Source organism: Amycolatopsis sp. lyj-108, assembly GCF_046549005.1.
GTDB lineage: Bacteria > Actinomycetota > Actinomycetes > Mycobacteriales > Pseudonocardiaceae > Amycolatopsis.
Genome location: NZ_JAJPWQ010000020.1, coordinates 41926 through 67189, shown reverse-complemented (window position 1 = coordinate 67189; position 25264 = coordinate 41926). Strand labels below are relative to the sequence as shown.

The following is a 25264-nucleotide window of genomic DNA, read 5'->3' as shown; positions in this document are numbered from 1 at the left end:
TCCTCGAGTTCACCGACCCGGTCACCGGGGAACGCCGCCGGTTCGAAAGCGAGCGGACACTCGAAGCGTGGACGGATCTCGACTCGTGGCGCCGAGGTCCGGAACGAGCCGTGAATGGCGATTCGGGGTAGAACCCGAATCGCCACTCACGACCACCTCACGCCAGACCAGGGCCTTCACCTCCACCGCCGGCCTCACCCACGAACACGACATGTTCGACCTTCGTCTCAATAAGTCCAAGAAAATCCTTGTCGATTCGCGTGAAAGGTGAACGGCGTGGCCGGTTTGCGGGAAGTCATTCAGGATCTGGACGCCGACGGCGATGAGCTCGACGCGCTGCTCGCGTCGCTCACGCCGGAGCAGTGGGCCACGCCGACCCCGGCGCCGGGGTGGACGATCGCGCACCAGGTGGCACATCTCGCCGCGACCTTCCGGATGGCGGGGCTGGCCGCGGCCGATCCGGAGGGGTTCAAGAACCTCGCCGGCAGCCTCGGGCCGGATTTCGACGCGAACGTCCACGCCGCGCTGTCGCAGTTCCTGCCCGACCCTCCCGACGTGCTGTTCGACCGGTGGAAGGCCGAGCGCACCGCGGCGTCGAAGGCGCTGGCCGCCGTCGATCCCGCCGGTTTCGTTCCGTGGCTGGTGAATCCGCTGCCGCCGTCCATTCTCGCGAGTGCCGGGATGATGGAGATGTTCGCCCACGGCCAGGACATCGCGGACGCGCTCGGCGTGCGCCGGACCCGGACGGAACGCCTCGGCCATCTGGTCGCGTTCGCGGTGCGGACGTGGGACTTCGGCTATCTGGCCAGGGGGCTCACGACGCCCGCCGAGCAGTTCCGGTTCGACCTGGTGTCGCCTGCCGGTACCCAGTGGGCTTTCGGGCCGGAGGACGCCACTCAGCGCGTCGAGGGCCCGGCGGAGGACTTCTGCCTGCTGGTCACCCGGCGCCGTCACCACTCCGACCTCGCCCTCGTGGCCACCGGTGAGCACGCGGCACACTGGCTGGAGATCGCACAGGCCTACCGCGGGCCCGCGGGCGAAGGGCGCGAAGCAGGACAGTTCAGTCAGGGATCATGACCTCCAGGCTGCTGCGAACCGCTTTGCGCCGCTCGCTCAGGCAGATCCGCTATGTGACCCCGGTCGCGCCGCGGCGGGCGACGGGGCTGGTGGCGGACGTGTACCGCCAGGTCGAACGCGACTTCGGCATGCTCGCCCCGCCGGTGGCACTGCACGCCGCCGCACCGGCGGCGCTCGCCGGGAGCTGGATGATGTTGCGGGAGACGCTGGTCGCGTCCGGCCTCGTCGACCGCCGGACGAAGGAACGTGTCGCCACCGCGGTGTCGCTGTCGAACGAGTGCCCGTACTGCGTGACGGTGCACGGCGCGACGGTCCGGGGGATCGGCGGTGCCCCCTCGGCGGACCTGCCGATCGCAGCCTGGGCGCGGGCGCCCGGGGCGGCGGAAACCCGCCCGTTCCCGGCCGAACACACCGCGGAACTCGTCGGGGTCGCGGTGTGCTTCCACTACCTGAACCGCATGGTGAACGTGTTCCTCGCCGATTCGCCGCTGCCGGACGAGATCCCGGCGGCGGCCCGAGGCACGGCGGAGGCCTTCTTCAGCAGGTTCATGGGTGCGGTGGCGGCCGAACCGGGTGAGCCCGGCACGTCACTCGAGTTGTTGCCTCGCGAACCGCTGCCGTCGGATCTGCGATGGGCGGCGGGCAACCCCTCCATCGCGGCCGCGTTCGCCAGTGCCGCCGCGGCGATCGACTCCGCCACCCGGGACAGCGTCACCGAGGGAGTCGCCGCGCTGGTCCGCGCACGTCTGTCCACATGGGACGGTCAGTCGACCGGGCCGAGCCGCGCCTGGGCCGAGGAGGCGATCACGGCGTTGCCCGCGTCCGAACGTGCGGCCGGTCGGCTCGCCCTGGTCACCGCGATGGCCTCCTACCAGGTCGACGAGACGGTCGTGGCGGAGTTCCAGCGCGTCCATCGGGAGGACAGGGCCCTGGTCGAAGTGACGTCGTGGGCGAGTATGGCGGCCGCGCGAAGGATCGGTGTACTGAAAACCGGCCAGGATGCGCGGTGACCTGATGCGGACCAGGGCGCGGTCCGATCCCTGGCTCGCGCTCGGCGTGCTGTGCCTCGCCAACTTCCTGATCCTGCTCGACACCACGATCGTGAACACCGCGGCGCCGGTGATGATGCGGGAGCTCGAGGCCGGGATCGACGAGATCCTGTGGATCTTCAACGGCTATCTGCTGACCTTCGCCGCGCTGCTGATCGTCTTCGGCCGCTTGGGCGACCTCGTCGGCCCGCGTGCGGTCTTCATCGCGGGGCTGGCGGGGTTCACCGTCGCCTCTGTCCTGTGTGGACTGTCGGCCACTCCCGGGATGCTGATCGTCTTCCGCATTCTGCAGGGGGTCGGCGCGGCGGCACTGATACCCCAGGCACTCGTGTTGATCTCGGCGATCTTCCCGGCACGACGTCGTGGCGCCGCGTTCGGGATCTTCACCGCGGTCGCGGGTCTGGCGTCGGTGAGCGGGCCGACGCTCGGCGGCCTGCTCGTCACCGAGTTCGGCTGGCAGTCGGTCTTCTACCTCAACCTGCCGATCGGCCTGATCGCGATCGTCGCGACCCTGCGGCTGGTGCCCGCCCCGCGTACCGCACGCTCACACCGGTTCGACCCGGTCGGCGTGCTGCTCGCCACCACCGGCCTGACCGCGTTGGTGTTCGGGCTGATCGAGGGGGAGCGGCACGACTGGGGCACGGTGGCGGGCCCGGTCTCCATTCCGGCGATCTTCGCCGCGTCGGTGGTGTTGCTCGTGACGTTCGTGCTGTGGGAGCGGCGCCGTGCGGAACCGCTGGTGCCGCTCGCGCTTTTCCGTGACCGGAACTTCGGTATCGCCACCACGATCACGCTGATCACTTCGTTCGCGTTGTACGGCCTGCTGCTGGTGTTCGTGCTCGAGACGCAGACGCTGCTCGGCATGAGCCCCGTCGAGTCCGGTCTGAGCGCGCTGCCCTGGACGCTGGCGCTCAGCGCGGTCGCTCCGGTCGCCGGCAGGCTGACCGATCGGATCGGCGGCAAACCCCTGCTCGTATCCGGGCTCGCGCTCTTCGCACTAGGCGTGCTCGGCATCGGACTCCTGCCGGATTCCTCGTCGACCGCCGCGGCGTTCGTCCTCCCGCTGATCGCGGTCGGTGTCGGCCAGGGGCCGACCCTGGCGCCCGCGACGACCGAGGCCATGCGCGACATCACACCCGGGAATTCCGGTGCCGCGTCCGGGATCCTGAACACCGCCCGGCAAGTCGGCGGCGCGCTCGGGGCGGCCGTGGCCGGCGCGATCCTGCAGAACCGCGCCACCGGGGAACTCGAGCCGCACGCGTTCCTGTCCGCCGCCCGCACGGCCCTCGCCGTCCTGGCCGGTGTACTCGTGGCCGGTGCCGCCCTGGCCACGCTCATGAAGCCCAAGCGACACTGAGGGCACGAAACCCGGCGTGTTACGCCTTCAATCACGCGAGTCACGCCCCCAAGCACGCGAGTTCGCCCTTCAGACACGCGTGTCTCGCCTTGACTTGACCTCTTCAACTGTCCACAAAGCTCTCTTCCCGAGAGCACGGTTCACGAGTGCGGCATCCAGGCACACGAGTCACGCCTTCATGTACTTCACGACCGGCCGCCGAGGTCACTACCGTCCCACTGTCACCAGGGACCACATCCGACGGTAGCGAAAGCCTCCTTCACTACCGTCAGAGTAGGCAAGGAGGCCCTCACTACCAGAGCGACACCGGTCCCGCGCCAAATCGCACCTATGGCGAAGGCATCCGCCCACGCCGATGCGCCCGAACGCCGTCCTCTGACTGGACGTTCGGGCGCAAGACCGGCGTGGTGTCAGTTCACCGACGTGCCGGGGACGGGAAGGCGCTGGGTGGCTGGGCTGTTCTGATAGGCGGCGAGCTTCCACTCGCCGTCCTGCTTCACCACGAACCACGCCGCGCGGATCGCCTGCGCGTCCGAGACCTCGGACTCGCCGGGCGCGAGTACCCCGCCCTGGGTCAGCAGCAGGCCGACCTCGCTCGAGAAGAACCGGATGTCGACCGGCTTGCCGGTCACCTGGGTGCCCTTGTACTGGTCGGCGAAGGCCTCCTTGAGGTAGGCGCGGATCTCCTCACGGCCCTTCTTGTACAGGCCCGGCAGGATCATCGTGCCGTCCTCGGTGAAGACGTCGGCGAAGGTATCGGCGTCGTTGTACGCCCAGGCCGAAATCACCTTCTGCGTGAGCGCGGCGACCGCGGCCTGCTCCGCCTTGGTGCTGGAGTCCATGGGTTCCCTTCCCTGTTCCGGATTTCGGCGATCAGAAGTACAGCGTGTTGGGTTCGAGACCGCAGAGCACGCGGCCGTACAGCTCCGTGTTGGTGTCGGGGTGCATGAGCGCGTGCAGGTTGACGGCCTGGACGTCACGCTGGATGCGCTGCATGAGCACGTCCGTGTAGATCGACGACCCGCCGCTCGCGGTGCTGAAGATGTCCACCGCCTCCTTGACGAGCGCGCATACCGCGCCCATGTCGGCGCGCGCCTGCGCACGCTCCTCCAGCTTCCACGAGGTGCCGTCGACGCTCTTGGTGTCCACCAGTGACGTCAGGCGCTTCCCGTGGAACTCCGCGGCGTCCAGTTTCAACGACGCGCTCGCGACCTGGAGATGGGTCAGTGGCGCCTCCCGCTGACTTTCGTATGCGGTATAGGTGATCTTCCGGTTTGGCAGTCGTTTGAGGAAGAACTCGTTGGCGGCGTTGCCCATCCCGAGCACGCTGCCGACCGACGAGGCGGACGCGACCGGCAGCAGCGGGGCCCGGTAGATCGGCGCGTCGGCGTTCCGCACGCTCGAGTACTGCCCCTGCAACATGGCGGGGAGCGGCATGATGCGTTCCTGCGGGACGAAAACCTCTTTCGCCACCGTGCTGACACTGCCGGTGCCCTTGAGGCCCGAGGTGTGCCAGTCGTCGACGATCAGCAGATCCGACATCGGCACCAGTGCCATGATCGGGTAGGGCTCGCCCTCACCGCCGACCAGCACGGCGATGACCTCCTGCCAGTGCGCGTGATGCGCACCGCTGATGAAGCCCCATTTGCCGTTGATCACCACGCCGCCGTCGGCGGGGGTGGCCATCGCGGTCGGGCTGAGCGTGCCGCATACGCGGACGTCGGGTGTCGAGAACACCTCGTCCTGGACCTCGTCCGGGAATTGCGACGCCATCCAGGTGGGAATCCAGTACACCGCCGCGGTCCACGCGGTCGACCCGTCCGCCCTGCCCATTTCGGCCGCGACGTCCAGAAGTGTCGCGGTGTCCGCCTCGAATCCGCCGTACCGCTTCGGTGTGCGCAATTTGAACACGCCGGCGTCCGCCAGTGCGTCGATCGTGTCGTCGTGGAGCCGACGGTTTTCCTCGGCCCAACCGGCCTTGTCTCGGAGACTCGGACGCAGCTCGGAGATACGCCGCACCAGTTGCTCGCGCGTGGGAATTTCGGTGGACAAGACTGAAACCTCCTCGTGAAGGCGTGGACGGAACGCGTTCACCGCCGTCTGTCCGCCCCGGTGAGCAAGACGCTTTCATCGTGGGTGGGCCGGGGCATCTTCGATCGTGCCGCGTTGAACCGGGCTCACCCGCGCACGACCAGAGATGCGTGACCGGGCACGACACTGCCATGGTCGGTCCATTGCAGCCGCACCCTCAAAGATGCGCCGCCGTTCCGTCGGCTGAAAGCATTACCCGAGCTGATCACGAGAAAGGGGACTGGCGCCGTGAGTAACGTGACCGGGAGACGGGCGATCGTACTGGGCGGCAGCATCGGCGGAACCTTGGCCGCGCGGGTGCTCTCCGAATTCTTTTCCGAGGTGCTGATCGTCGATCGCGACGAGATCGCCGGCGTTTACGAGGCACGCAAGGGAACTCCGCACACCCGGCACGCACACGGCCTGCACGCTCGCGGCCATTTGATCATCGAGGAATTGTTCCCCGGTTTCACCGACGAATTGCGCGCCAACGGCGTGCCGACCGGTGATCTCGGGGAAATGCGCTGGTTCTTCGACGCACGGGAGTTGCGGCCCGCGCGCACCGGATTGACCTCGGTGACGGCGCCACGTCCCTTCCTGGAAGGGTATCTACGCGCCCGCGTCGCCGAATTGCCGAATGTCAGGATTCTGGAAAAGCACGACATTCTCGGCCTGCTGGCCACACCGAGCCGGGACCGGGTGATCGGGGCACGGGTCCGGTCGCGCGGCGAGGGCGCCGAGGAGGAGGCGCTGGAGGCAGATCTCGTCGTGGACGCGACCGGGCGTGGCTCGCGCACTCCCGCCTGGCTGGAGGAATTCGGTTATGCCCGCCCGCGTGAGGACAAGGTCAAAGTCGGCCTCGCCTACACGACCCGGCTCTACCGGACACGGCCGGAATGGTTCGGCGGCGTGCAATCGATCAACCCGGTCGCCTCACCCGCCCATCCGAGAGGCGCGTTCTTCGGGCAGATCGGGAAGGACACGTGCATCCTTTCGCTGACCGGCATCCTCGGCGACCATCCCCCGACGGAGCCCGGCGCGTTCCTCGAATTCGTCCGCTCGCTGCCGGTGCCGGACATCTACGACGCGGTCCATGACGCCGAAGGCCTGGACGCGCCGGTGAGTTTCGGCTTCCCGGCCAGTGTCCGGCGCCGTTATGAGAGCCTTTCCCGCTTCCCGGACGGCCTGCTGCTCATCGGGGACGCGCTGTGCAGCTTCAACCCGGTCTACGGCCAGGGTATGAGCGTCGCGTCCATCGAGGCACTGACCCTGCGCGAGCATCTGCGGAAGGGCGGTGTGCGGCCCGGACCGTTCCTGTCGGACCTGGCCAAGGTGATCGACGCGCCGTGGGACATCTCGGCGGGCGGCGACCTGAACTTCCCGCGCGTGCAGGGCCGCCGCACGCTCAAAGTGCGGATGGGCAACGCGTACATGTCCCGTCTCCAGTACGCCGCGACCAAGGACGCCGGGATCGCCGGCGCGTTCATGCGGGTGGCGGGCCTGATCGACCCGCCGGAGACCCTGATGCGGCCGTCGATGGTGAGGCGTGTGCTGAAGCACGGCCTCGGCAGGCCGGCGCCGGGCCCGTCCCGGTCCGCGGCGCCCAAGCCGCTTGCTCCGCTCCACGATCGGGAGGAGCTGTCATGAAGATCCCATGGGCCGTCGCTCATCGCTAGCAGCGGTCCCTGAAACGGAGGCTTCACGTGGTCGATCATCTAGGCGAACGAGCGGTCGTTCTCGGCGCGGGTATCGCCGGTCTGCTGACAGCTCGGGTGCTGTCCAAGCGATATCGCACGGTTCTCCTCGTCGAACGAGACGAAATCATCGGTGTGACCGGTACCCGTCGCGGGATACCGCAGGGCTCGCACGCGCACGCGTTGCTCGCCAAGGGCCAGCAGATCCTGGAGGACCTCTTCCCGGGGCTGCTCGCGCAGATGCAGGACGACGGCGTCCCCATCGGCGACATGGCGGGCCGCCTGCGGTGGTATTTCAACGGCGCCCGGCTGGCACAGAAGGATTGTGGCCTGCTGAGCGTGTCGGCGACCCGGCCACAGCTGGAGGCCTACATCCGTGACCGGGTCTTCGCTCTGCCGAACGTCGAAGTCCGTCAGAGCACGGTGATCCGCGGTCTGGTCGTCTCCGACGACAGGACGAGGGTGAAGGGCGTCCGAGTCGCGGGCACGACCGCCGAGGCCGACGACGTCCTCACCGCGGACCTGGTCGTCGACGCGACGGGCCGGGGCAGCAGGACCCCCGCCTGGCTGGAGGAGTTCGGCTACGAACGGCCGAGCGAGGACAGCATCAAGATCGACCTGACCTACACCTCGCGTAATTTCACCTTGACCGAAGATCCTTTCGGGAACGACCTGGCGATCAACCCGGTCGCCTGTCCGGCGAATCCCCGGGGCGCCTTCTTCGTCAATCTAGGAAACGGGGAGGCACTGGTCTCTTTGACCGGGATCATCGGCGACCGGCCGCCCGGTGAACTCGACGGCTTCCTCGACTACACGCGGTCGCTGTCCGCGCCGGAGATCCACGGCGCGGTGCACACGGCGAAACCGGTGGGCGAGGCGACGTCGTTCCGGGTCCCGGCGAGCATTCGACGGCGCTACGACAAACTGAGCCGGTTCCCGGCCGCTTTCCTGGTCATCGGTGACGGCGTGTGCGCCTTCAACCCGGTCTACGGCCAGGGAATGACCGTGGCCGCCATGGAGGCTGTCGCGCTCGCCGAGCATCTCGAGAAGGGACAGCCGCGGCCGGTCGAATTCTTCCGCGAACTGAAACCGATCATCGACGTGCCGTGGAGCATTTCCGCGGGCGGCGACCTCGCCTTCCCGGAAGTGGTCGGAAAGCGGGATCTGCAGGTCCGCATGGGGAACGTCTTCATGGCGCGCCTGCATACCGCCGCGCAGGTGGGCGGCAGGTTCACGGCGGCGTTCTTCCGGGTGGCGGGCCTCGTCGACCCGCCACAGACGCTCATGCGGCCGGCCTTCGTGCTCGACGCCCTGCGCACGGCACGTCGGGTGGTGAAGGGAAGACCTGCCCGCGGAGCGGACGTGGGCCTTTCGAGCGCCACTCGATAGGGCCTGTTTCCGCGGGTTCGGCGCTCACACAGGGTGATTTTCGGCGCGAGCGATGAGTTTCGGCGGGCCCGCTGGTCTGTATCGTTGTGACGTCGAATCGCCGGCGGGGACGAGGCATGGGTGCCGGTGAGGTGAGGGGAGGCAGCAGGTGCTGGTCGAGGAGGATTTCGAGCGGGTGACCGCGCCTTTCCGCCGTGAGCTGCTGGCGCATTGCTACCGGATGCTCGGCTCGGTCCATGACGCCGAGGAGCTCGTCCAGGAGACGTACTTGCGGGCTTGGCGCGGTTTCGGCGGGCTCGAACAACACTCGTCGTTGCGTCAGTGGCTGTACCGGATCGCGACCAACGTCTGCCTCACCGAACTGGAGCGCAGCGGACGGCGGCCGTTGCCTTCGGGCCTCGGCCATCCTCCGCTGGACGTCGCGCCGAGCGCGCTGGCGCCACTGCCGCACGTGCGGTGGGTCGAACCGAGCCCGGACAAGGTGTTCGGGGCGGGGACGGAGGATCCGGCCACCGTCGCGGCGTCGCGCAACAGCATGCGTCTCGCCCTCGTGGCCGCCTTGCAGCTGCTGCCACCGAAGCAGTGCGCGGTCTTGTTGTTCCGTGACGTGCTCAAATGGCAGACACCCGAGGTCGCGGACCTGCTGGGAATCAGCCATGCCGCGGTGAACAGCGCGCTGCAGCGAGCCCGTGCGACGGTCAAGAAGGCCGCTCCCGCGGAGGACGAGGTCGTCGACGTGCCCGCCCGCCGCGCGGTGCTGGACAAATACGTGGCCGCCGTCGAAAACGCGGACAGCAGCGCGCTGGCCGGGATCATGACGGAAAACGCGGTCTGGGAGATGCCGCCGTTGCCGATGTGGATCGCCGGCCGCGACGCGATGGAGTCCTTCATCGATCGCTTCTGCCCTTCGGCGGCGGGGGACAACCGGCTCGTCCGGACCTCGGCGAACGGGCAGCCCGCGTTCGCGGCGTATCTGCGGGGAAGCGACGGAGTGCACCGCGCACATCAACTCAACGTCGTGTCGGTCACCAACGAAGGAATCGACCACATCGTGTCGTACCAGTCGCCGGGCCTGTTCGAGCTCTTCGACCTGCCGGAGGTCTTCGGCCGTCGGTCTGGACCGAGCGGGACGTGAAACCCGTGCCTGGAGTGGGGTTCGCGGACGGGTCGAGGCTGCTGGAGGGATCGATCGTCTATGCGCTCGTGGTCTTCACCGATATCGCGGAGGTCGATCTCGAACGGGCCACGCCGTGCAGCGAATGGACGCTGCGCGAACTTCTCTGGCACGTCAACGAATCGATGGCGGACCTGCACGAGGGAATCGTGACCGGGGGAGTCGAACTCTTCAAAGTAGGGCAGGGGGCGATGGTTTCGGCGCCGACGCCGAAGCCGGGACCGACGGTCACGGCACAGGTGCTGGCCAGCCGCCTGCTGAGCGTCGTGAGCATGCGGGAATCCTCGCCGTCACTGTCCATCGGCGACCGCCCGCTGGACGGTGGCGTCGCCGCGAGCGTGGGGGCGATCGAGGTCGCCGCGCACGCGTGGGACATTTCGCATGCCTGCGGCCACAATCTCGACGTTCCGAAACAGCTGGCTCGTGACCTGCTCGAATTGAGCCACTCTGTCATTCCAGAGTCGCATCGGTCGCCCTTCTTCGCGCCCCCGGTCAAAGTGGGGCCTTCGGCGAGTGAGACGGACAAGTTCGTCGCGTTCCTCGGGCGAATGCCAGGGTGAGACCGAACGACGAGATCGGCGCCTGATTCCGGCGTCGTGACTCCGTGAGGAAGTACTAGATGAAATACTCCGACATCGTGCGACTCGTGGAGACCGATCCGGTCGTACGGACGTTGCTGGAGATGCCCATCGCGCTGCGGATCGGATACACGGGCCTGGACGGCAGTCCCCGAGTCATCCCGGTCGTCTATCTCTGGGACGGCGCGGCCTTCGTCTTCGCGTCGCCTGCCGCGGCCTACAAGGTGAAGTCCATCGCGGCGCGCCCGGAGGCCGCGTTCTCCCTCGACGTCGGTCCCGGCCCGACCGCGGCCGAGGCGCGGGTGAAGATCTCGTCGTCACTCGGCCTGCCGGTCGTCGACTACGCGCCGATCGCCGTGACCGGACGCGGGACCACTTCGATCGAGATCTGTTCGGGGATCCCGCAAGTGCATCTGGAGATGGCCCGCCGGATGATCGGCGACGACAGGAAACTGAAAGACTGGGCCGACGGGCACGTCGAACGGGACAACGACTGGGCGATCATCTCGCTCACCCCGACCCATATCGCGGTCTGCGACTTCGTTTCCCGGTTCCCGCCGACGGCGGAACTCGGCCCTTGAGGGTGGGAACGGACCGGTCTTTGCCTACTCCGGACCGGTTCGGAGGCTGACGATGTAGGATTTGGGACGTTCAGTGTCCCAATTTCTCCCCTCTCGCCTTCATCACTGCTCCAGTGCGAGACCATCGGAACGACACCGGCATTGCTGTCGCGGACGGCGTCTCTTGTGGACAGTCGAGAAGATGTCAGGGCACTTTGCGTGACTTTGTGCGGGTATCGTGAGTGGTAAAAGACGGTTCTTGAGAAGAAGGTCAAACGTGTCGTGGCGTGGGGCCGGTGTCGCTTCTGCGTGGGCGTTCTCCTGGTAGTGAGGGCCTCTTTGCCTACCCTGACGGTAGTGAAGGAGGCTTTCGCTACTTTCGGATGTGGTCCCTGGTGACAGCGGGACGGTTGTGACGTCGGCGGCTGGTCATGTACTTCGGCAAGGCGTGACTCGCGTGTCTGGATGCCGCACTCGCGAGTTCCGTCTCTGAACACGCGAGTTACGCCTGTAAACACGCGAGATCCGGGTCTGAGCACGCGAGTGCGGTGTCGCGTCACCCAGCCTGCCGTCTCGCCCGAGACACGACACGTTGCCTTACCCCTCGATAACCCGAATCGCCACTCACGACAAAGAAACCAGGGCCGTGCCGGTCTCCCGGCACGGCCCTGGCATCGAGGGGTACCTACCGCCCTGTCGCGCCTTCGACGGGAGCCGGATCTGGGGTTCCGGTGTCGCCGGCGGGCGCGGACAGACCGGCGGCCCTCTTCCCGGGGGAGAACGCCGCGACGATGGCACCGAAGACCGAGCCGATCGCACCGACGTAAAGCGCCGCTTGGAAGCCGTCGATCGCGGAGGCCGGGCTGGCGTAACTGCCGTACATCGCGAAGACGGCGCCGAGGATGGCGACACCGAAGACGCTGCCCAGTTCCTTGACGGCGTTGTTGGCCCCGGCCGCGGTCCCCGTGTCGCCAGGGGGAACCGAACTCAACGCGAGCGTCGTCATCGTCGGGAAGCACATGGAGATACCGACGCCGGACACGATGAGCGGGCCGATCAGTTGCCCGTAGCCGATACCGGGGGCCGTGACGGCCGCCATCCACGCCAGCCCGGCGGTCTGGAGCAGCATGCCGGCGACCATGAACGGCCGGGTGCCGAACTTGTCGGCCAGGCTGCCCGCGATGGGGGCGACGAGGAACGGCATACCGGTCCACACGAGGAGACGCAGACCTGTCTGGAGCGGATCGAGGCCGAGTCCGGTCTGCATGAGCTGCGCGAGGATGAACAGGGTGCCGATCACCGAGATCTGCTGACAGAAACCGACGATGTTCGCGGTGGCGAAACCACGGTTCCGGAAGTACGCCAACGGGATCATCGGATGGCTGGTCCGGGTCTCCCATTTGACGAACGCGGCCATGAGCACGGCACCGAGGACCAGCGCGCCGATGACCTCCCAGCTGCCCCAGCCCACGGTGGGCGCCTGCACACCGGCCCAAGTCAGCGCGAAGAGGCCGACGCCTGCCAGTGCCAGACCACCCAAATCGAGCTTCGGCCGCCCGCCGTACGATTCACGAAGGACGCCGTAGGCGAGAGCCATCGCGATGATCGCGAAGGGAACGTTCAGCCAGAAGATCCATTCCCAGGACAGCCCCTCGGTGATGAAGCCACCGACGACCGGGCCGCCGGCGATGCCGACACCGGCGATGGCTCCCCAGATGCCCATGGCGGCACCGCGCTTCTCCGGCGGGAAGTTGTCCGCCAGGAGGCTCATGCTCAGCGGCATCGCCACCGCGGCGGCCGCACCCTGCGCGAACCGCGCCAGGATCAGGGTGTCGATGGAGGTCGACATCGCGGCCAGCACGGACGCGAGCGCGAACAAGCCGAGCCCGAGTACGTACATCCGCCTGCGCCCGAAGCGATCTCCGAGCGCGGCCCCGGTGAGGACGAGGCAGGCGAAGACCAGGTTGTAGCCGTTGATGGTCCATTCCAGCTCGGAGAGACTGGCTCCCAGTTCGGCCTGCAAACTCGGCAACGCGGTCGCGACCACGACGACGTCGAGTGACGTCAGGAAGACGCCGATGCCCACTGCGACGAGCGCCCATCCCGGCCGGAGACGGGGCGGGGTGACGGTTGAGGTATTCAAGGCCGCATCCCCTTTGCGCCCACCGAAGCTGTAGTTCTCGTCATTGCCAGACACTCCTGTTCGATGCTCGTGATGGTCGGTAGTCGCGTGCAGGCGACAGAAGTACAGACCAGGCGGGAGTGCCCAAACTGATCGCTGTGCCGGGAATCAGGCGGTGACCGGTCGCGATCGCCGGACGGACGGCGTCAGTCGCGGCGTTCGTAGGTGGCGACGATGACGTTGCCGACCGTGCGTGACGAGGCCAGCTCGAAGTCGGCGGGGATCGCGCCGTCCACGAACAGGCGCTTCCCGGATCCCACGACCACCGGGAAGAAGAGCAGCCGGTACTCGTCGACCAGGCCGTTCCGCATGAGCGTATGGGTCAGGTTGCCGGAGCCCGACACCCAGATCGGTCCGCCCGTTCCGTCTTTGAGCTCTTTGACCGCGGAGGCCACGTCGCCGTCGATCATGGTGGTGTTCACCCAATCAGCGGACTTGACGCTGCGTGATGTGACGTATTTGTCCATCGCTTCCAGGCGTTTGTTGATCGGGTGATCGCCGGTCGTCGGCCAGTACGCGTAGAAGATGTCGTAGGTCTTCCGGCCGAGCAACAGCGCGTCCTCGTCGGCCGTCCACGTGAAAAAGGTGTCGCTGAGCAGGCTGCCCGCGTGTTTCGCGGTCCAGCCGCCACCCTCGAAACCACCTTCGCGGTCTTCGTCCGGCGTTCCCGGCCCCTGGACCACGCCGTCCAAGGACACGAACTGTTGCACGATCACTTTCCGCACGATGTCTCCCTTCGTCTCGTATATACAGACTCGCCGGCACCGGAAAACTCATCGCCCGGCGCGGAGGTTTTTCCCGTGATCACGGATCGTAGTGCGGCAGGCCGAGATGATCTTGTGGCGGCGCCGGACGGCACACTCGGAGATGCAGCCCGGGTTAACGGCGGACAGGATCCAGTCATACCGCGCTCCAAGCGAACGAATCGCCGGAGGTCAAGATGGTGCTGGATATCCAATCCCCTTCACGAGAGGAGTTGGTCGCGCGCGCATCCGAGCTGGTCCCTCTCATCAGGGGACGTGCTCAATGGATCGACGAGAACCGGCGGCTCCCCGCGGACGTGATCGAGGGGATCGAACGTTCCGGGCTGCTCAAAATGCGCGTTCCCACGCGATACGGTGGATATCAGAGCGACGCCAGAACGCTCATCGACGTCCACGCGGAAATCGCGCGCGGTGACAGTTCCGCCGCTTTCTGCGTTTCGGTCTGGTCGCTCATCAACTGGATCGCCGGGTTGTATCCGGACGAGGTGCAGGACGAGGTGTTCGCGACTCCGAACTCGCGGGTCTGCGGAACGTTGGCGGCGAGCGGGAAAGCGTCGCGGACGAACGGCGGCTATGTCATCAGTGGCGAATGGAGGTTCAACAGCGGGGTACTCCACAGCCACTGGAAGCTGGTGGTCGCCGAACCCGATGAGGCGGGGGCCGGTGAAGGTCCGATCATGGCGATCCTGCCGGCGTCGAGCTTCGAGGTCATCGACGACTGGCACACTCACGGCCTGCGTGGTTCGGGCAGTGTGAGCGTTCGCGCGCACGACGTTTTCGTCCCCCGAGCGCGAGTTCGTCCGGTGATGGAATTCTTCGACGAGCAATGCAAATCGGAGACGAATTCCACCCAGTCGATCTATCAGGTGCCCATGCTGGTCACCTCCACCATCGCCACGGCAGGCCAATGTGTCGGCGCGGCCGAGGCCGCCATCGAGCATTTCCTGGACCGGCTTCCCGGGCGGAAGATCACGTACACGGATTACGAAACGCAGCAGACCGCGCCGCTCACGCATCTCCAGGTCGGCGAGGCAACTCTGCTCGCCGAGGAAGCGCGGCTGCGGGCGCAGACGTTCGCCGACCTGGTGGACGCGAAGGCGGCGCGCAACGAGCCGTGGACGCAAGCCGAACGAATTCGCTCCCGGGTCGAAATGGGTCGGGTGGCACAATTGGCACAGGAGTCCATCCGGATCATCTCGACCGCGAGCGGCGGTAGTTCGATCTACAACGATGTGCCGATTCAGCGGATACATCGGGATATCGAAACGATCGCGTTGCACGCCTTGACGAGCCCGAACACGAACATCGAACTGCTCGGCAGGCATCTGTGCGGGCTCGAGCCGAACACGACGTATCTCTGAGGCCGTTCCGTCCCGACTGGTCACCACGTCGGCACTACACGCGAGGAAGTCCATTGAAACCCTTTCGCATCGAAATACCGCAATCGCAGCTGGACGATCTCGATCGTCGCCTCGACCAGACGCGCTGGCCGCGGGATCTTCCCGACGTGGGTTGGGATCGCGGCGTGCCGACCGCCTATCTCAAGGAGGTCGTCGACTATTGGCGGAACTCCTACGACTGGCGTTCGGCCGAGGCGGAACTGAACACGTTGCCGCAGTACGTCACCGAGATCGACGGCGCGAACATCCACTTCATCCACGTTCGTTCGCCCGAACCCGACGCGCTCCCGCTGCTGATCACGCACGGATGGCCAGGGTCGGTGGTCGAGTTCCTCGACGTGGTGGGCCCGCTGACGAATCCGCGCGCGCACGGCGGCGATGCGCGCGACGCGTTCGATCTGGTGATTCCCGCCATGCCGGGATTCGGTTTCTCCGGCCCTCCCGCCGAACCCGGCTGGACGATCGAACGGATCGCTTCGGCGTGGGCGGTGCTGATGGAGCGCCTCGGCTACGATCACTATGTGCCGCAGGGCGGAGATTTCGGCTCCGGGGTCTCTCTTTTCGTGGCGTTGAAGGATCCGGACCACGTGGCGGGTCTCCATCTGAACACCCTGGTCACGAAACCCAGTGGGAATCCGGACGATCTCGTCGGCCTGAGCGCGTCCGACCAGGCTCGGCTGGACCGGACCGCCCGCTTCGTGGACATCCTCTCCGGTTCCATGAAGCTCCAGGCGACCCGGCCGAACACGATCGCGTACCCGCTGGTCGATTCCCCGGTCGGCCAGCTTGCCTGGATCATCGAGAAGTTCAAGGACTGGGCGGACACGGAGACCAAACCGGAGGACGCCGCGAGTCTCGACCGCATCCTGACCAACGTGATGTTCTACTGGCTGACCGGCACCGGCGGCTCTTCCGCACAGCTGTATTACGAAATCGTGGACCAGCTTCCCATCGCCTCGTCCATCGGTACGTACCCGCCGATTTCGGCGCCGCTCGGTGTCGCGGTGTTCCCGAAGGCGCCGTTCATGTCCATCCGGAAGTTCGTGGATCGCGACTTCCCCAACGTGGTGCACTGGGCGGAGTACGACCGCGGCGGGAACTTCGCCGCCTTGGAAGAGCCCGACCTGTACGTCGGCGATCTGAGGGCTTTCCGGCGGGCTCTCGACGCCCAGTAAGCCCTGAGGAATTCAGTCCGTGCCGCGATGCGCCGTTGTCCAGCGGCGTATCGCGGCGACGAACTCCTCGGGAGCATCGGATTCCACGTAGGTGCCGGCGCCCTCGACGATCACGGTCTCGTGGTCGGTGAAGGTGGCTTCCAGGCGTTCGCGTTCCTGAGGGCGGAAGGCGATGTCGGCGTCGCCCCACACGATCAGTGCCGGGAGGTGGGCGATGTCCGCGAAGCCGGCTTCGATCTCGGCGAAGAAGGCGCGGCTGGCGCGGACCCGGCCGGGGAGCACCGCGGAGGCCTGGCGTCGCTGGGGAGTACTGAGCGCCCGGCGGTAATGCGTCATCTCGGCGGCGCTCGGCTTCCGGCGCCGGTGTCCGGTGGGGACGAACACGTTGACGAGGAGGTTGAGCCGCCGGACCAGGAAGCGGCTCGGAGGTCCGCCGAAGAGCCGGGAGAAGGCCTCGAAGTGGAGGACGCCGTTGACCGGCCAAGCCCAGGTGTTGGCGAGCACCAGCCGATCGAAGACGCCTGGCCGTCGCTGCACGGCGGCCAGGCCGATCAGTCCGCCCCAGTCCTGGCCGACCAGAGTGGCGCCCTTGAGGTCGAGCGCGTCGATGAACGCGGTGACCACGTCCGCGTGTTCCTCGGGCCAGAACCGGTAGCCGGGTTTCGCGGTCGACAGCCCGAAGCCGGGGTAGTCGAGGGCGACGCAGCGGAACTCGCCGCGCAGCGCGCGGATCACGTCGCGCCAGAGGAACGACCAGGTCGGGTTGCCGTGCAGGAAAAGCAGTGTGGGCCCGGATCCCTCGTCGATGTAGTGCACGGTGTGCCCGTCGACGTCGACGAAACGGCTCTCGAACGGGAACAGGCTGTCGTCGACCCAGGTAGGTCGCACGCGCTTGGTGGTATCGACCATGGCCGCCCCCTCAGGGTTTCTCGGGTAAGCTTGAGCTTGTCACGCACACTTGAGAAAAACAAGCGGGAGCTACGATGCGAGGCTACGGCCAATACTGCGGGCTCGCCCGGTCTCTCGAGGTCGTCGGCGATCGGTGGAATCTGCTCATCGTCCGTCAGCTCCTCCTCGGCCCCGCCCGCTACCGGGACCTGATCGACGGCCTCCCCGGCATCGCGACCAACCTCCTCGCGGATCGCCTGCGCGACCTCGAGGCGTCGGGCGTGGTCGAGCGGCAGCTGGCCGGCTCGGGCAGCGTGGTCGAGTACGCCCTCACGCCATGGGGCGCTGAACTGCGTGAACCGATAGAGAGCCTGATCCGCTGGTCCGCCCCGTTGATGGTCCGCGGCCCCGGCGACGACGCCTTCCGCCCGGAATGGCTCGCCCTCGCCGTCCCCGCCCTGCTCGGTTCCCGGGTCAAGGTCCGCGCCTCGGCGACGGTCGGCCTCGAGGTCGGCGGCTCGACCTTCCAGCTCCGCGCGAGCCGCGCCGGCTTCGAAATCGGCCAGCACGACGGCCGCGAACTCGACGCCACCGTCCGCGCCGACCCCGCCAGCATCCTCGGCCTTTCCGCCGGCGCTCTCACGCTCGCCGACGCGCGCGGGCTCGGACTGGTCGAGATCGATGGCGACGAGTCCGTCGTGCGCACCGTCTTCGCCGCCTGACCGGACGGTCGATACGGTTGCCGGATGAGCGAAACGCTGGACGAGACCGTCGCGCGGATCATGGCCGGCGTGAGCACGACGATCGCCGACGGCGACAGCATGTTCGCGAGCAACAACATCGAGCACTATCTGAGCGTGTCCAAGGACGCGTTGCGTGCGGTGCTCGCCGCGCTTCAGGTCACCGGACGGCCGGAACCTAAGCGGCTCTTGGATTTCGGGTGCGGTTACGGCCGGGTGATGCGGTCCTTGCGTGCCGCTTTCCCGGCGGCCGAGCTGATCGCGTGTGACATGGACCCGGCGGCGCTGGCCAGCTGCGCGGAGGCGTTCGGCGCGCGGGCGGTGATCGGTGCGCCGGATGTGGACGACATCGAGCAGGTCACCGAGGTGGATCTGCTGTGGTGTGGTTCGGTGCTGACCCATCTCGATGCCCCGAACTGGGGGCCGCTGCTGCGCTACTTCTCGCGCGCGTTGGCTCCCGGCGGGGTCGCGGTGGTCACCACGCATGGCCGTCGGATGGCGATGCGGGCCGAGGCGGGCAAGGACTACGGGCTGGACGCGCGTGCGACCGATCGCATGCTCGCCGCGTACAAGGCCAGCGGTTTCGGCTACAACGACTACGCGGGCAACGACGGGTACGGCATTTCGCTCAGCTCGCCCGGCTGGGCGGTGCAGCGCGCGCTGGAGGCGCCCGATCTGCGTCTCGCCGGGTACGACGAGGCCGCTTGGGATCTCCATCAGGACGTGATGGTGCTGGTCAAGGACGCCAACGCGAAACTGAAGGCGGACCTCTAGCCGCGCTTCAGGAGGACGGCAACGTCGTGTAACTGCTGGTCAAGTGAGGGTTGAGAGGGCGGGTGCTGTCGCCGAAACTCACGGTCGAGGTGCGTCGCGAAAGCCACTTTCGCGACGCCTGGTGTCCCGAAAGTGGCTTTCGCGACACGGTCGCCTCACGGCCGGGATCGAATCCCCGATGTCCAGGTCGAATCAGCAAGAGCGACACAGCCCAGCGGATATGCGACTTTCCGGGACACTGCTGATGGCCGACCTCTAGCCGCGCTTCAGGATGACGAGGAACTGGCCGCCGCCGGGCTCGACACCCGCGGTCACCGGCACTCCCGGTAGCAGCCGGGAAAACCGGTCGACCAGCCAATCCGCCGCCTCCCGGGCGTCCTGTTCGGTCGGGCTCCGGGCCACCAGTTCGCGGCCGCCCTTGCGTTCCAGCCGTCCGGCGACGGTGATCAGCGGCGCGGGTTCGACGACGTGCAGGCGATCCGGCCAGGCGATGACCACCTTGACCGCGCCCTTGCGGGTGTTGCAGCCGCGGTGTGCGAGCCGCTCGGTGACCTTGGCCTTCCGGTCGGCGGTCCGGCTGTCGACACTGGGACCCCGCGGGTCGTTCACCGACATCTCCGGGTCGACCGGTTCGTCGCAGACCCAGCATCGCCAGCCGTCGCGTTCGGCCACGTCGTCGAGAAGACTCATCGGGTCAAACTAGCTTGCCGCTCCAGCGAAGACCTTCACGGGCCGCCGGTCTTGCCGAGCTCCAGCGTGGCGTTGTGCAGCGACGAGTACAGCGGGTCGGAAGTGAAGTCCGGCCCGGTTTCCTCGCCGAGGTAGACGTCGATGTGCCGGTCGCCGCCGAGTCCGGGAGTGAATTCGTCCATGATCCGCCAGGAGGCGGAACGCAGCCTTTCGCAGACTCCCGCGTCGATCGCCGTCCCGTCCTCCGCGGTGCCGCAGCCGGTGATCCGCAGTTGCCGGCCGTCGCCGAGGACGGCCGGATCCGCGGCGGCGGAGACGAACGGCTCAAGCGGGCGGCCGTGGCTGTCGCGGGGTGCGTTGTCCAGCCAGAAACCGATGTCGTGGGACCAGTTCAGGTAGCGGCCGGCGTGACGGCCGCTGACGATCCGGCCGGTGCCTTCGTCCTCGACGGCCTTCACGAAGTCTTCCGGGTAGCTGCCGAGAGGGTCGTCGCCGCGTTCGCAATCGATCACGAGGCAGCCGGTGACCGGCACCGGGTCTTCGTCGTGGTGCGACTCGACGGCGGTGTAGTACACGGTCACGTACCAGCCGGTGGACGCCTCCTTCCCGGAGTCGCCGCGGTCGATCGTGGAGGCCGCGGCGAGGGCCAGCCCGGCGGCGGCCAGGACGAGAACGAGCTTGTTCCGTTTCGCGCGGCGCCGGTGCTGGCCTGCCATCACACCCGCTCCAGTCGTTGCGTTGGTTCGGTTTCGGCCAGCGGATGCGGGACCGGCCGGGTCCGCTCGGCGGCGGCGAGGACCGCCGCGGGGATCGGCTGGGTGACACTGGGATCGATCGTCACCGGTGGGGCGGCCGGGCGCGGTAGCGGGAGCGGCGCGGATACGGGCATCGGGACCGGCATCGGCATCGGCGGTGCGGGCCGGCCGTCTTCGGCCAGCCGTTCGGTCTTGGACCAGCCGTTGCGCCCGGACAGCAGCCGGAACAGCGCACGCCACGTCGCGATGATGCCCAGCGCCAGGAACCACGGGTAGAGCAGCCCGGCGAACAGGCACCGAAAGATGTTCTCGTCGCGGAGCCGGACCCAGTAGACCAATCCCCAGAGCAGACTCGGCGCCATGGCCAGCCCGACGAGCATCGCGACCGACGTCGGCAGAGTGTCCACTGTGGCCACCAGCCCACCCAGCGTGCTCCCGGTCGCCAGCGCCACGGCGGACGCCGCGACCAGTCCGACCAGCAGCAGCGACATGGGCACGGTCAGCCAGGGCGAAAGCAGGTAGATCAGGAAGTCGGTGAGGCCGACGCCGCTGACGAATTTCGACGTGGTCAGCCTGCGAAGGTGCCGGAAGCACTGCAGGTTGCCTTGCGCCCACCGGGTTCGCTGGCGCAGCAAGCGTTTCACGTCGGTCAGCCCCTGCTGGGTGACCCACGCGGATTTCGTGTAGCGCACGCGGATCCCGTCCAGGTGCAGGCGCAGGCCGAGTTCGAGGTCCTCGACCAGGCAGGCCGACCACGGGCCAGGGTGGAACCGCGCGAGGACGGACAGCCGGGTGAACTGGCCGTTGCCGCCCAACCCGACGCTGCCGACCAGGTCGCGCAGGGACTGCGCGGAGTCCGCGATGGCGCCGAATTCCAGATCCTGGAGCAGCGCCAGCGTTTTGTGCCGGTTGTGGATGCGCACGCGGCATTGCACGGCACCGACCGACTTTTCCGCCATCAGTTCGGCGATCTCGTCGAGCATCCCTTCGCTGCAGCGGCCGTCGCCGTCCACGATCCCGACGATCGTCTGCTCGATCGTGCCTTCCCGGCCTGCGATGTCGAGGATGTAGCGGTACGCGGTGTTCAGGCCCTCGCCCTTGCCTTGGCGGGCCATGGGCAGCTCACGGCGCAGGACGTGCAGTCGCGGATCCCTGATGCCGGCGAGGATATGCGGCGTCGCGTCGTCGGAGGCGTCGTCCACGACGACGACACGGACCGGCGTGTACCGGGTTCCGGTGGCCAGCGCGTTGCGCACCGTGTTCGCGATGACGCGTTCCTCGTTCAGCGCCGGGATGACGATCCAGAACGGCACCGGATCCGGTGCCCGGCGCACACTGCGTGGTCGTTGCGGGGACCGCCAGGCGAACACCGCCAGGATGAGGTTCTGCAACGGCCACCAGATCAGCACGCCGACCATGACGGTGGCGACGACGGACAGACTGGTTTCCATTTCGCTACTGCCCCCTTTCCGTTTCCGGCGCGATTCGGATGAGAATCGACCGGGTGGCGAAAAGCAACAGAACGAATGCGGCGAGTGACAGTGGCAGCCAGGCGCCGGCCCCCGCGGCGATCCCCATGGTCGCCGTCGCGCCGACCGACGGCCCGATCCGGACAACAGACATTTCTCCCCCAAGATTCAGCGTGCTCAATTCCTTGTGTGTGAAGGATTGTGCGTGATGCGTCGGGCCCCCCGGCCGATCCCGCATCCATGGACTACGACGTGACGAGTCAGGCTCCGGTTCCCTCGAACGGGTGAGGAAATTCGGCGGGAACCGGACAGAACCACTCTGCGTCGCATCGGTCACAGCGCCCCGCGCAAATGATCATGTGAAGTGCGCGAATCGCTGAAAAGAATGTTCGAACCTTGGGGGAGTAATGGTTTGGAATCGACAGGAAAGCGAAGCGACCCGGCCTCGAGTGTGGCTCGTGATGGGGACCCGGCCGGAGGCCATCAAACTGGCGCCGGTCGCCGGGGCGATCGCCGCGGCGGGCCGGATGGAGCCGTACCTGGTCGCCACCGGACAGCATCCGACGATGGTCGGGCAGGCGCTGGAGACGTTCGGCGTCCGCGCGGACGCCACGTTGCCGCTGCACCGCCGCGACGGCGGCCAGCCCGAACTGCTCGGCCAGATGCTCACCGGTCTGGACGTGCTGGCCGATCGTGAACCGCCCGCGGTGGTGGTGGTCCAGGGGGACACCACGACCACACTGGCCGGCACGCTCGCCGCGTTCTGGCGGCGGGTTCCGGTGGTACATCTGGAGGCGGGCCTGCGTTCGTTCGATCTGGCCGCGCCCTTCCCGGAAGAGCTGAACCGGCGGCTGGTCACTCAAGCCGCTTCGCTGCATCTACCGCCGACGTCGGCGGCGGCCGAGAACCTGCTCCGCGAGCAGGTTCCCGCCGAGCGGATCGTGGTCACCGGCAACACTTCGGTGGACGCGATCCGCGCGATCGCCGACCGCGGGGCGGTGGCCTACCAGGACGAGCGGGTCGCCGCGGCCGTCGAAGCGGCCACCCGCGGTGAGCGGCTGGTGCTGGTCACCGCGCACCGCCGCGAGTCCTGGGGCGAACCGCTGCGTCAGGTGCTGCGCGCGGTCACCGAACTGGTCGCCCGGCACGCGGACCTGCACGTGGTCCTGCCCGCGCACCCGAACCCGGCCGTCCGCGAGCTGGTCGACGACGAACTGGGTGGCCTGCCTCGCGTGGTGGTCACCGAGCCGCTTCGCTACGAGGAATTGGCCGGTGTGCTCGCGTCCGCCACGCTGGTCTTGTCCGACTCCGGCGGGATCCAGGAGGAGGCGCCCACCTTCGGCGTGCCGGTGCTGGTGTTGCGCGAGGTCACCGAACGGATGGAAGCGGTGCACGCGGGCTGTGCCCGGTTGGTCGGCACCGACCGCGAGCTGATCGTGCGGACGGCGTCGGAACTGCTGACCGACCGCCGCGCCCGGGCGGCCATGATGACCAACGGCAACCCGTTCGGCGACGGAAGGGCCGCGTCACGCACCGAGCGCGCGCTGGCCAGGCTGCTCGGCCTGAGCGCCGAACCGGTCGAGGAGTTCGACGCGGATTCGCGTGTGGTGGCGGGGGGTGTGCTGGTATGACCCGCAAGGAAAACCGGCGCCGGCGCACACCCGCCGGACTGCGCTTCGCGGCGCTGGCCGTCGTCGTCGCGACCGGATTGGTGATGCTGGTCGTCTACACGCGCCCGGCGAGCGCGATACTCGCTTCGCCCGCGGCCGCCCCGGTCTCCCTCGGCGACCGGCTGGAGATGACCGGCGAGGTCGGCAGCCCCGGCCCCGGCGGGAACCGCGCACACCGGACGCTGGTGGTCTACGACGCCGGTGAGCGGGACGCGCCGAACCCGCCCGCCGGCGCGGACGAGGCCGGAATGGCCGAGGCGCACGCGATGCAGACCGCGAACCTGGTCTCGCGGGCGGGCGCCTGGACGATGCGCGCCGCCGCCGACTACCGCGCGGGCGAAATCGGCGGATACCAGGCGCTGGTCTACGTCGGTTCGATCAGCGAAGCCGCGTTACCGGCCGTGTTGCTCGCGGACGTGGCGGCCGCGAAGGTGCCGGTCATCTGGATGGGCGAGAACATCCATCGCCTTGCCGAACATGACCCGGGCATCACCGCGCGCTGGGGCTGGACGCCGGTGGGCCGCACACCGACGTCGCCGACCGAGGTCCGCTACAAGAGCGTGTCGCTCGAACGCAATCCCGAGATCGGCTCGGTTCCGTTGGTACGGCGGGACAACCCGGCGGTCAACGAAGTCCTCGCGGACAGCGTGACGGCCGGCGAGCACACGCCGTGGGCGGTGCGCTCGGGGACTTTCACCTACCTCGCGGAGGCGCCGTTCTCCTACGTCAACGAGGGAGACCGGTACCTCGCCGCCGCCGACATCCTGCTCGGCACGCTCGCTCCGAAGACCGCGGAGCGGCACCGGGCGCTCGTGCGGATCGAGGACATCGGCCCGCGCACCGACGCGGGCCAGATCCGCCGGATCGCCGATCTGCTGGGCGGGCAAGGGATTTCGTTCTCGCTCGCGGTCTACCCGTACTACGCGGACCCGCACGGTGTGGCCAACGGCGGCAGGCCGACCTTCGCCCGGCTCGTGGACAGCCCGGCCTTGGTGGACGCGCTGCACTACGCGATCCGGCGCGGCGCGACGATGATCATGCACGGTTACAGCCACCAGTTCGAGGAGATGGCTAACCCTTACGGTGGGGCGAGCTCCGCGGACTACGAGTTCTATACGGCGATCGTCGACAAGAACAACCACGTCGTCGAGACCGGCCCGGTCCCCGGCGATTCCGCGGAATGGTTCCGCGGGCGGATCGCCACCGGGCTCGGCGAGTTCCGCCGGGTCGGGCTGCCCGAACCGGAAGTGTTCGAATTCCCGCATTACGGCGGATCGGCGGTGGACTACAAGGAAGTCAGCTCCCACTTCGCGGCACGCTACGACCAGGGCAGCTATTTCGCGGGATACTGCCCGCGCGGCGCCTGCGGCTCCACGTCGACGGTGTCCTACCAGACCAAATACGGTCAGTACTTCCCTTACCCGGTGCGGGATGTCTACGGCGCGGTGGTGATACCCGAGAACCTCGACCACGTCGCGCCGGAACCGTTCAACCAGCATCCGGCCCGGCTGCCCGCGGACCTGCTCGCCGACGGCGCGAAGTCCAAGGTGGTCCGCGACAACGTGGCCAGCTTCTTCTTCCACCCGTTCCTGCCCTTGGAACACCTGAACACGGTCGTCCTCGGCCTGCGGGCGCAAGGATACGATTTCAGCACCGCCAGTGAGGTCGCCCGTGGCTGAGCACCCGCGGCCGGTACCCGGACAGGGTGCCGGCCGCGGTCGCTGTTCATCGCCGCGACCAGGTGAGTTCCGATCAAGAGGTCGAGGCGTTGATGTCGGCCCAAGAACCCGTACTGGCTCAGCCAGGGCG

The 25264-nt window shown here is 67.7% G+C and carries 22 protein-coding genes; 14 read left to right on the top strand and 8 right to left on the bottom strand.

Annotated elements, in window-relative coordinates; translation table 11 throughout:
* Positions 1-276 precede the first annotated feature (276 nt).
* Genes ACLJO0_RS43275 through ACLJO0_RS43265 form a run of 3 tightly spaced genes read left to right on the top strand, consistent with a single transcriptional unit; the run spans position 277 to position 3483 of the window.
* Positions 277-1077, top strand: coding sequence for a TIGR03084 family metal-binding protein (locus tag ACLJO0_RS43275; RefSeq protein WP_410585703.1), 801 nt, complete (start codon positions 277-279; stop codon positions 1075-1077).
* Complete coding sequence (locus ACLJO0_RS43270; RefSeq protein ID WP_410585702.1) at positions 1074-2087, top strand: carboxymuconolactone decarboxylase family protein; 1014 nt, start codon at positions 1074-1076, stop codon at positions 2085-2087. The genes ACLJO0_RS43275 and ACLJO0_RS43270 overlap by 4 nt, the downstream gene beginning before the upstream one ends.
* Positions 2088-2091: 4 nt before the next feature.
* Positions 2092-3483, top strand: a complete 1392-nt coding sequence (locus ACLJO0_RS43265; RefSeq protein WP_410585701.1) for a DHA2 family efflux MFS transporter permease subunit — start codon at positions 2092-2094, stop codon at positions 3481-3483.
* 410 nt (positions 3484-3893) lie between these two features.
* Here the strand turns inward: ACLJO0_RS43265 and ACLJO0_RS43260 are convergent, their stop codons facing one another.
* Positions 3894-4325, bottom strand: a complete 432-nt coding sequence (locus ACLJO0_RS43260) for an SgcJ/EcaC family oxidoreductase (RefSeq protein ID WP_410585700.1) — start codon at positions 4323-4325, stop codon at positions 3894-3896.
* Positions 4326-4356: 31 nt separating this feature from the next.
* Positions 4357-5535 carry an acyl-CoA dehydrogenase family protein gene (locus ACLJO0_RS43255; protein ID WP_410585699.1) on the bottom strand — a complete coding sequence of 393 codons (1179 nt, stop codon included), beginning with the start codon at positions 5533-5535 and terminating at the stop codon, positions 4357-4359.
* A gap of 267 nt (positions 5536-5802) precedes the next feature.
* Here ACLJO0_RS43255 and ACLJO0_RS43250 point away from each other — a divergent pair, with 267 nt between their 5' ends.
* The 5 genes from ACLJO0_RS43250 (at position 5803) to ACLJO0_RS43230 (ending at position 10969) form a co-directional block, all read left to right on the top strand.
* Positions 5803-7200 (top strand): FAD-dependent oxidoreductase, encoded by a 1398-nt coding sequence (locus tag ACLJO0_RS43250; RefSeq protein WP_410585698.1) that lies wholly within the window; start codon positions 5803-5805, stop codon positions 7198-7200.
* Between the two features lie 56 nt (positions 7201-7256).
* On the top strand, positions 7257-8636 hold the full coding sequence (locus ACLJO0_RS43245) for an FAD-dependent oxidoreductase (RefSeq protein ID WP_410585697.1): 1380 nt from the start codon (positions 7257-7259) through the stop codon (positions 8634-8636).
* 148 nt (positions 8637-8784) lie between these two features.
* Positions 8785-9771, top strand: coding sequence for a sigma-70 family RNA polymerase sigma factor (locus ACLJO0_RS43240; protein WP_125785566.1), 987 nt, complete (start codon positions 8785-8787; stop codon positions 9769-9771).
* A gap of 5 nt (positions 9772-9776) precedes the next feature.
* Positions 9777-10370 (top strand): TIGR03086 family metal-binding protein, encoded by a 594-nt coding sequence (locus tag ACLJO0_RS43235; protein ID WP_158633148.1) that lies wholly within the window; start codon positions 9777-9779, stop codon positions 10368-10370.
* Between the two features lie 59 nt (positions 10371-10429).
* Positions 10430-10969, top strand: coding sequence for a pyridoxamine 5'-phosphate oxidase family protein (locus ACLJO0_RS43230; protein WP_125796157.1), 540 nt, complete (start codon positions 10430-10432; stop codon positions 10967-10969).
* Between the two features lie 664 nt (positions 10970-11633).
* Here ACLJO0_RS43230 and ACLJO0_RS43225 read toward each other — a convergent pair.
* Together ACLJO0_RS43225 and ACLJO0_RS43220 are read right to left on the bottom strand one after the other, a co-directional pair.
* The gene (locus tag ACLJO0_RS43225) at positions 11634-13091 is read right to left on the bottom strand and encodes an MFS transporter (protein WP_410585696.1); all 1458 of its coding nucleotides are present in this window, start codon (positions 13089-13091) and stop codon (positions 11634-11636) included.
* A 185-nt stretch (positions 13092-13276) separates the two neighbouring features.
* Positions 13277-13855, bottom strand: coding sequence for a dihydrofolate reductase family protein (locus ACLJO0_RS43220; protein WP_410585695.1), 579 nt, complete (start codon positions 13853-13855; stop codon positions 13277-13279).
* 251 nt (positions 13856-14106) lie between these two features.
* On the opposite strand from ACLJO0_RS43220, the gene ACLJO0_RS43215 reads away from it, so the two are divergent.
* Together ACLJO0_RS43215 and ACLJO0_RS43210 are read left to right on the top strand one after the other, a co-directional pair.
* Positions 14107-15255 (top strand): acyl-CoA dehydrogenase family protein, encoded by a 1149-nt coding sequence (locus ACLJO0_RS43215; RefSeq protein WP_410585694.1) that lies wholly within the window; start codon positions 14107-14109, stop codon positions 15253-15255.
* Between the two features lie 53 nt (positions 15256-15308).
* Positions 15309-16469 (top strand): epoxide hydrolase family protein, encoded by a 1161-nt coding sequence (locus ACLJO0_RS43210; protein ID WP_410585693.1) that lies wholly within the window; start codon positions 15309-15311, stop codon positions 16467-16469.
* Positions 16470-16481: 12 nt separating this feature from the next.
* Here ACLJO0_RS43210 and ACLJO0_RS43205 read toward each other — a convergent pair whose 3' ends face one another.
* Positions 16482-17378, bottom strand: a complete 897-nt coding sequence (locus ACLJO0_RS43205) for an alpha/beta fold hydrolase (protein ID WP_410585692.1) — start codon at positions 17376-17378, stop codon at positions 16482-16484.
* A 74-nt stretch (positions 17379-17452) separates the two neighbouring features.
* Between ACLJO0_RS43205 and ACLJO0_RS43200 the strand changes: the two genes are divergently transcribed.
* Complete coding sequence (locus ACLJO0_RS43200) at positions 17453-18079, top strand: winged helix-turn-helix transcriptional regulator (RefSeq protein ID WP_410585691.1); 627 nt, start codon at positions 17453-17455, stop codon at positions 18077-18079.
* A gap of 24 nt (positions 18080-18103) precedes the next feature.
* The gene (locus tag ACLJO0_RS43195; protein WP_410585690.1) at positions 18104-18871 is read left to right on the top strand and encodes a class I SAM-dependent methyltransferase; all 768 of its coding nucleotides are present in this window, start codon (positions 18104-18106) and stop codon (positions 18869-18871) included.
* Positions 18872-19126: 255 nt separating this feature from the next.
* Here ACLJO0_RS43195 and ACLJO0_RS43190 read toward each other — a convergent pair whose 3' ends face one another.
* Genes ACLJO0_RS43190 through ACLJO0_RS43180 form a run of 3 tightly spaced genes read right to left on the bottom strand, consistent with a single transcriptional unit; the run spans position 19127 to position 21767 of the window.
* The gene (locus ACLJO0_RS43190; protein WP_125800345.1) at positions 19127-19561 is read right to left on the bottom strand and encodes a hypothetical protein; all 435 of its coding nucleotides are present in this window, start codon (positions 19559-19561) and stop codon (positions 19127-19129) included.
* 35 nt (positions 19562-19596) lie between these two features.
* Complete coding sequence (locus tag ACLJO0_RS43185) at positions 19597-20277, bottom strand: hypothetical protein (protein ID WP_410585689.1); 681 nt, start codon at positions 20275-20277, stop codon at positions 19597-19599.
* Positions 20277-21767: a glycosyltransferase family 2 protein gene (locus ACLJO0_RS43180; protein WP_410585688.1), complete on the bottom strand. Its 1491-nt coding sequence runs from the start codon at positions 21765-21767 to the stop codon at positions 20277-20279. Before ACLJO0_RS43180 ends, ACLJO0_RS43185 begins: the two co-directional genes overlap by 1 nt.
* A gap of 479 nt (positions 21768-22246) precedes the next feature.
* On the opposite strand from ACLJO0_RS43180, the gene wecB reads away from it, so the two are divergent.
* A complete protein-coding gene (gene wecB, locus ACLJO0_RS43175) occupies positions 22247-23416 on the top strand; it encodes a non-hydrolyzing UDP-N-acetylglucosamine 2-epimerase (RefSeq protein ID WP_410585687.1) in 1170 nt (389 codons plus the stop codon).
* On the top strand, positions 23413-25134 hold the full coding sequence (locus ACLJO0_RS43170; RefSeq protein ID WP_410585686.1) for a DUF2334 domain-containing protein: 1722 nt from the start codon (positions 23413-23415) through the stop codon (positions 25132-25134). The genes wecB and ACLJO0_RS43170 overlap by 4 nt, the downstream gene beginning before the upstream one ends.
* Positions 25135-25264 lie beyond the last annotated feature (130 nt).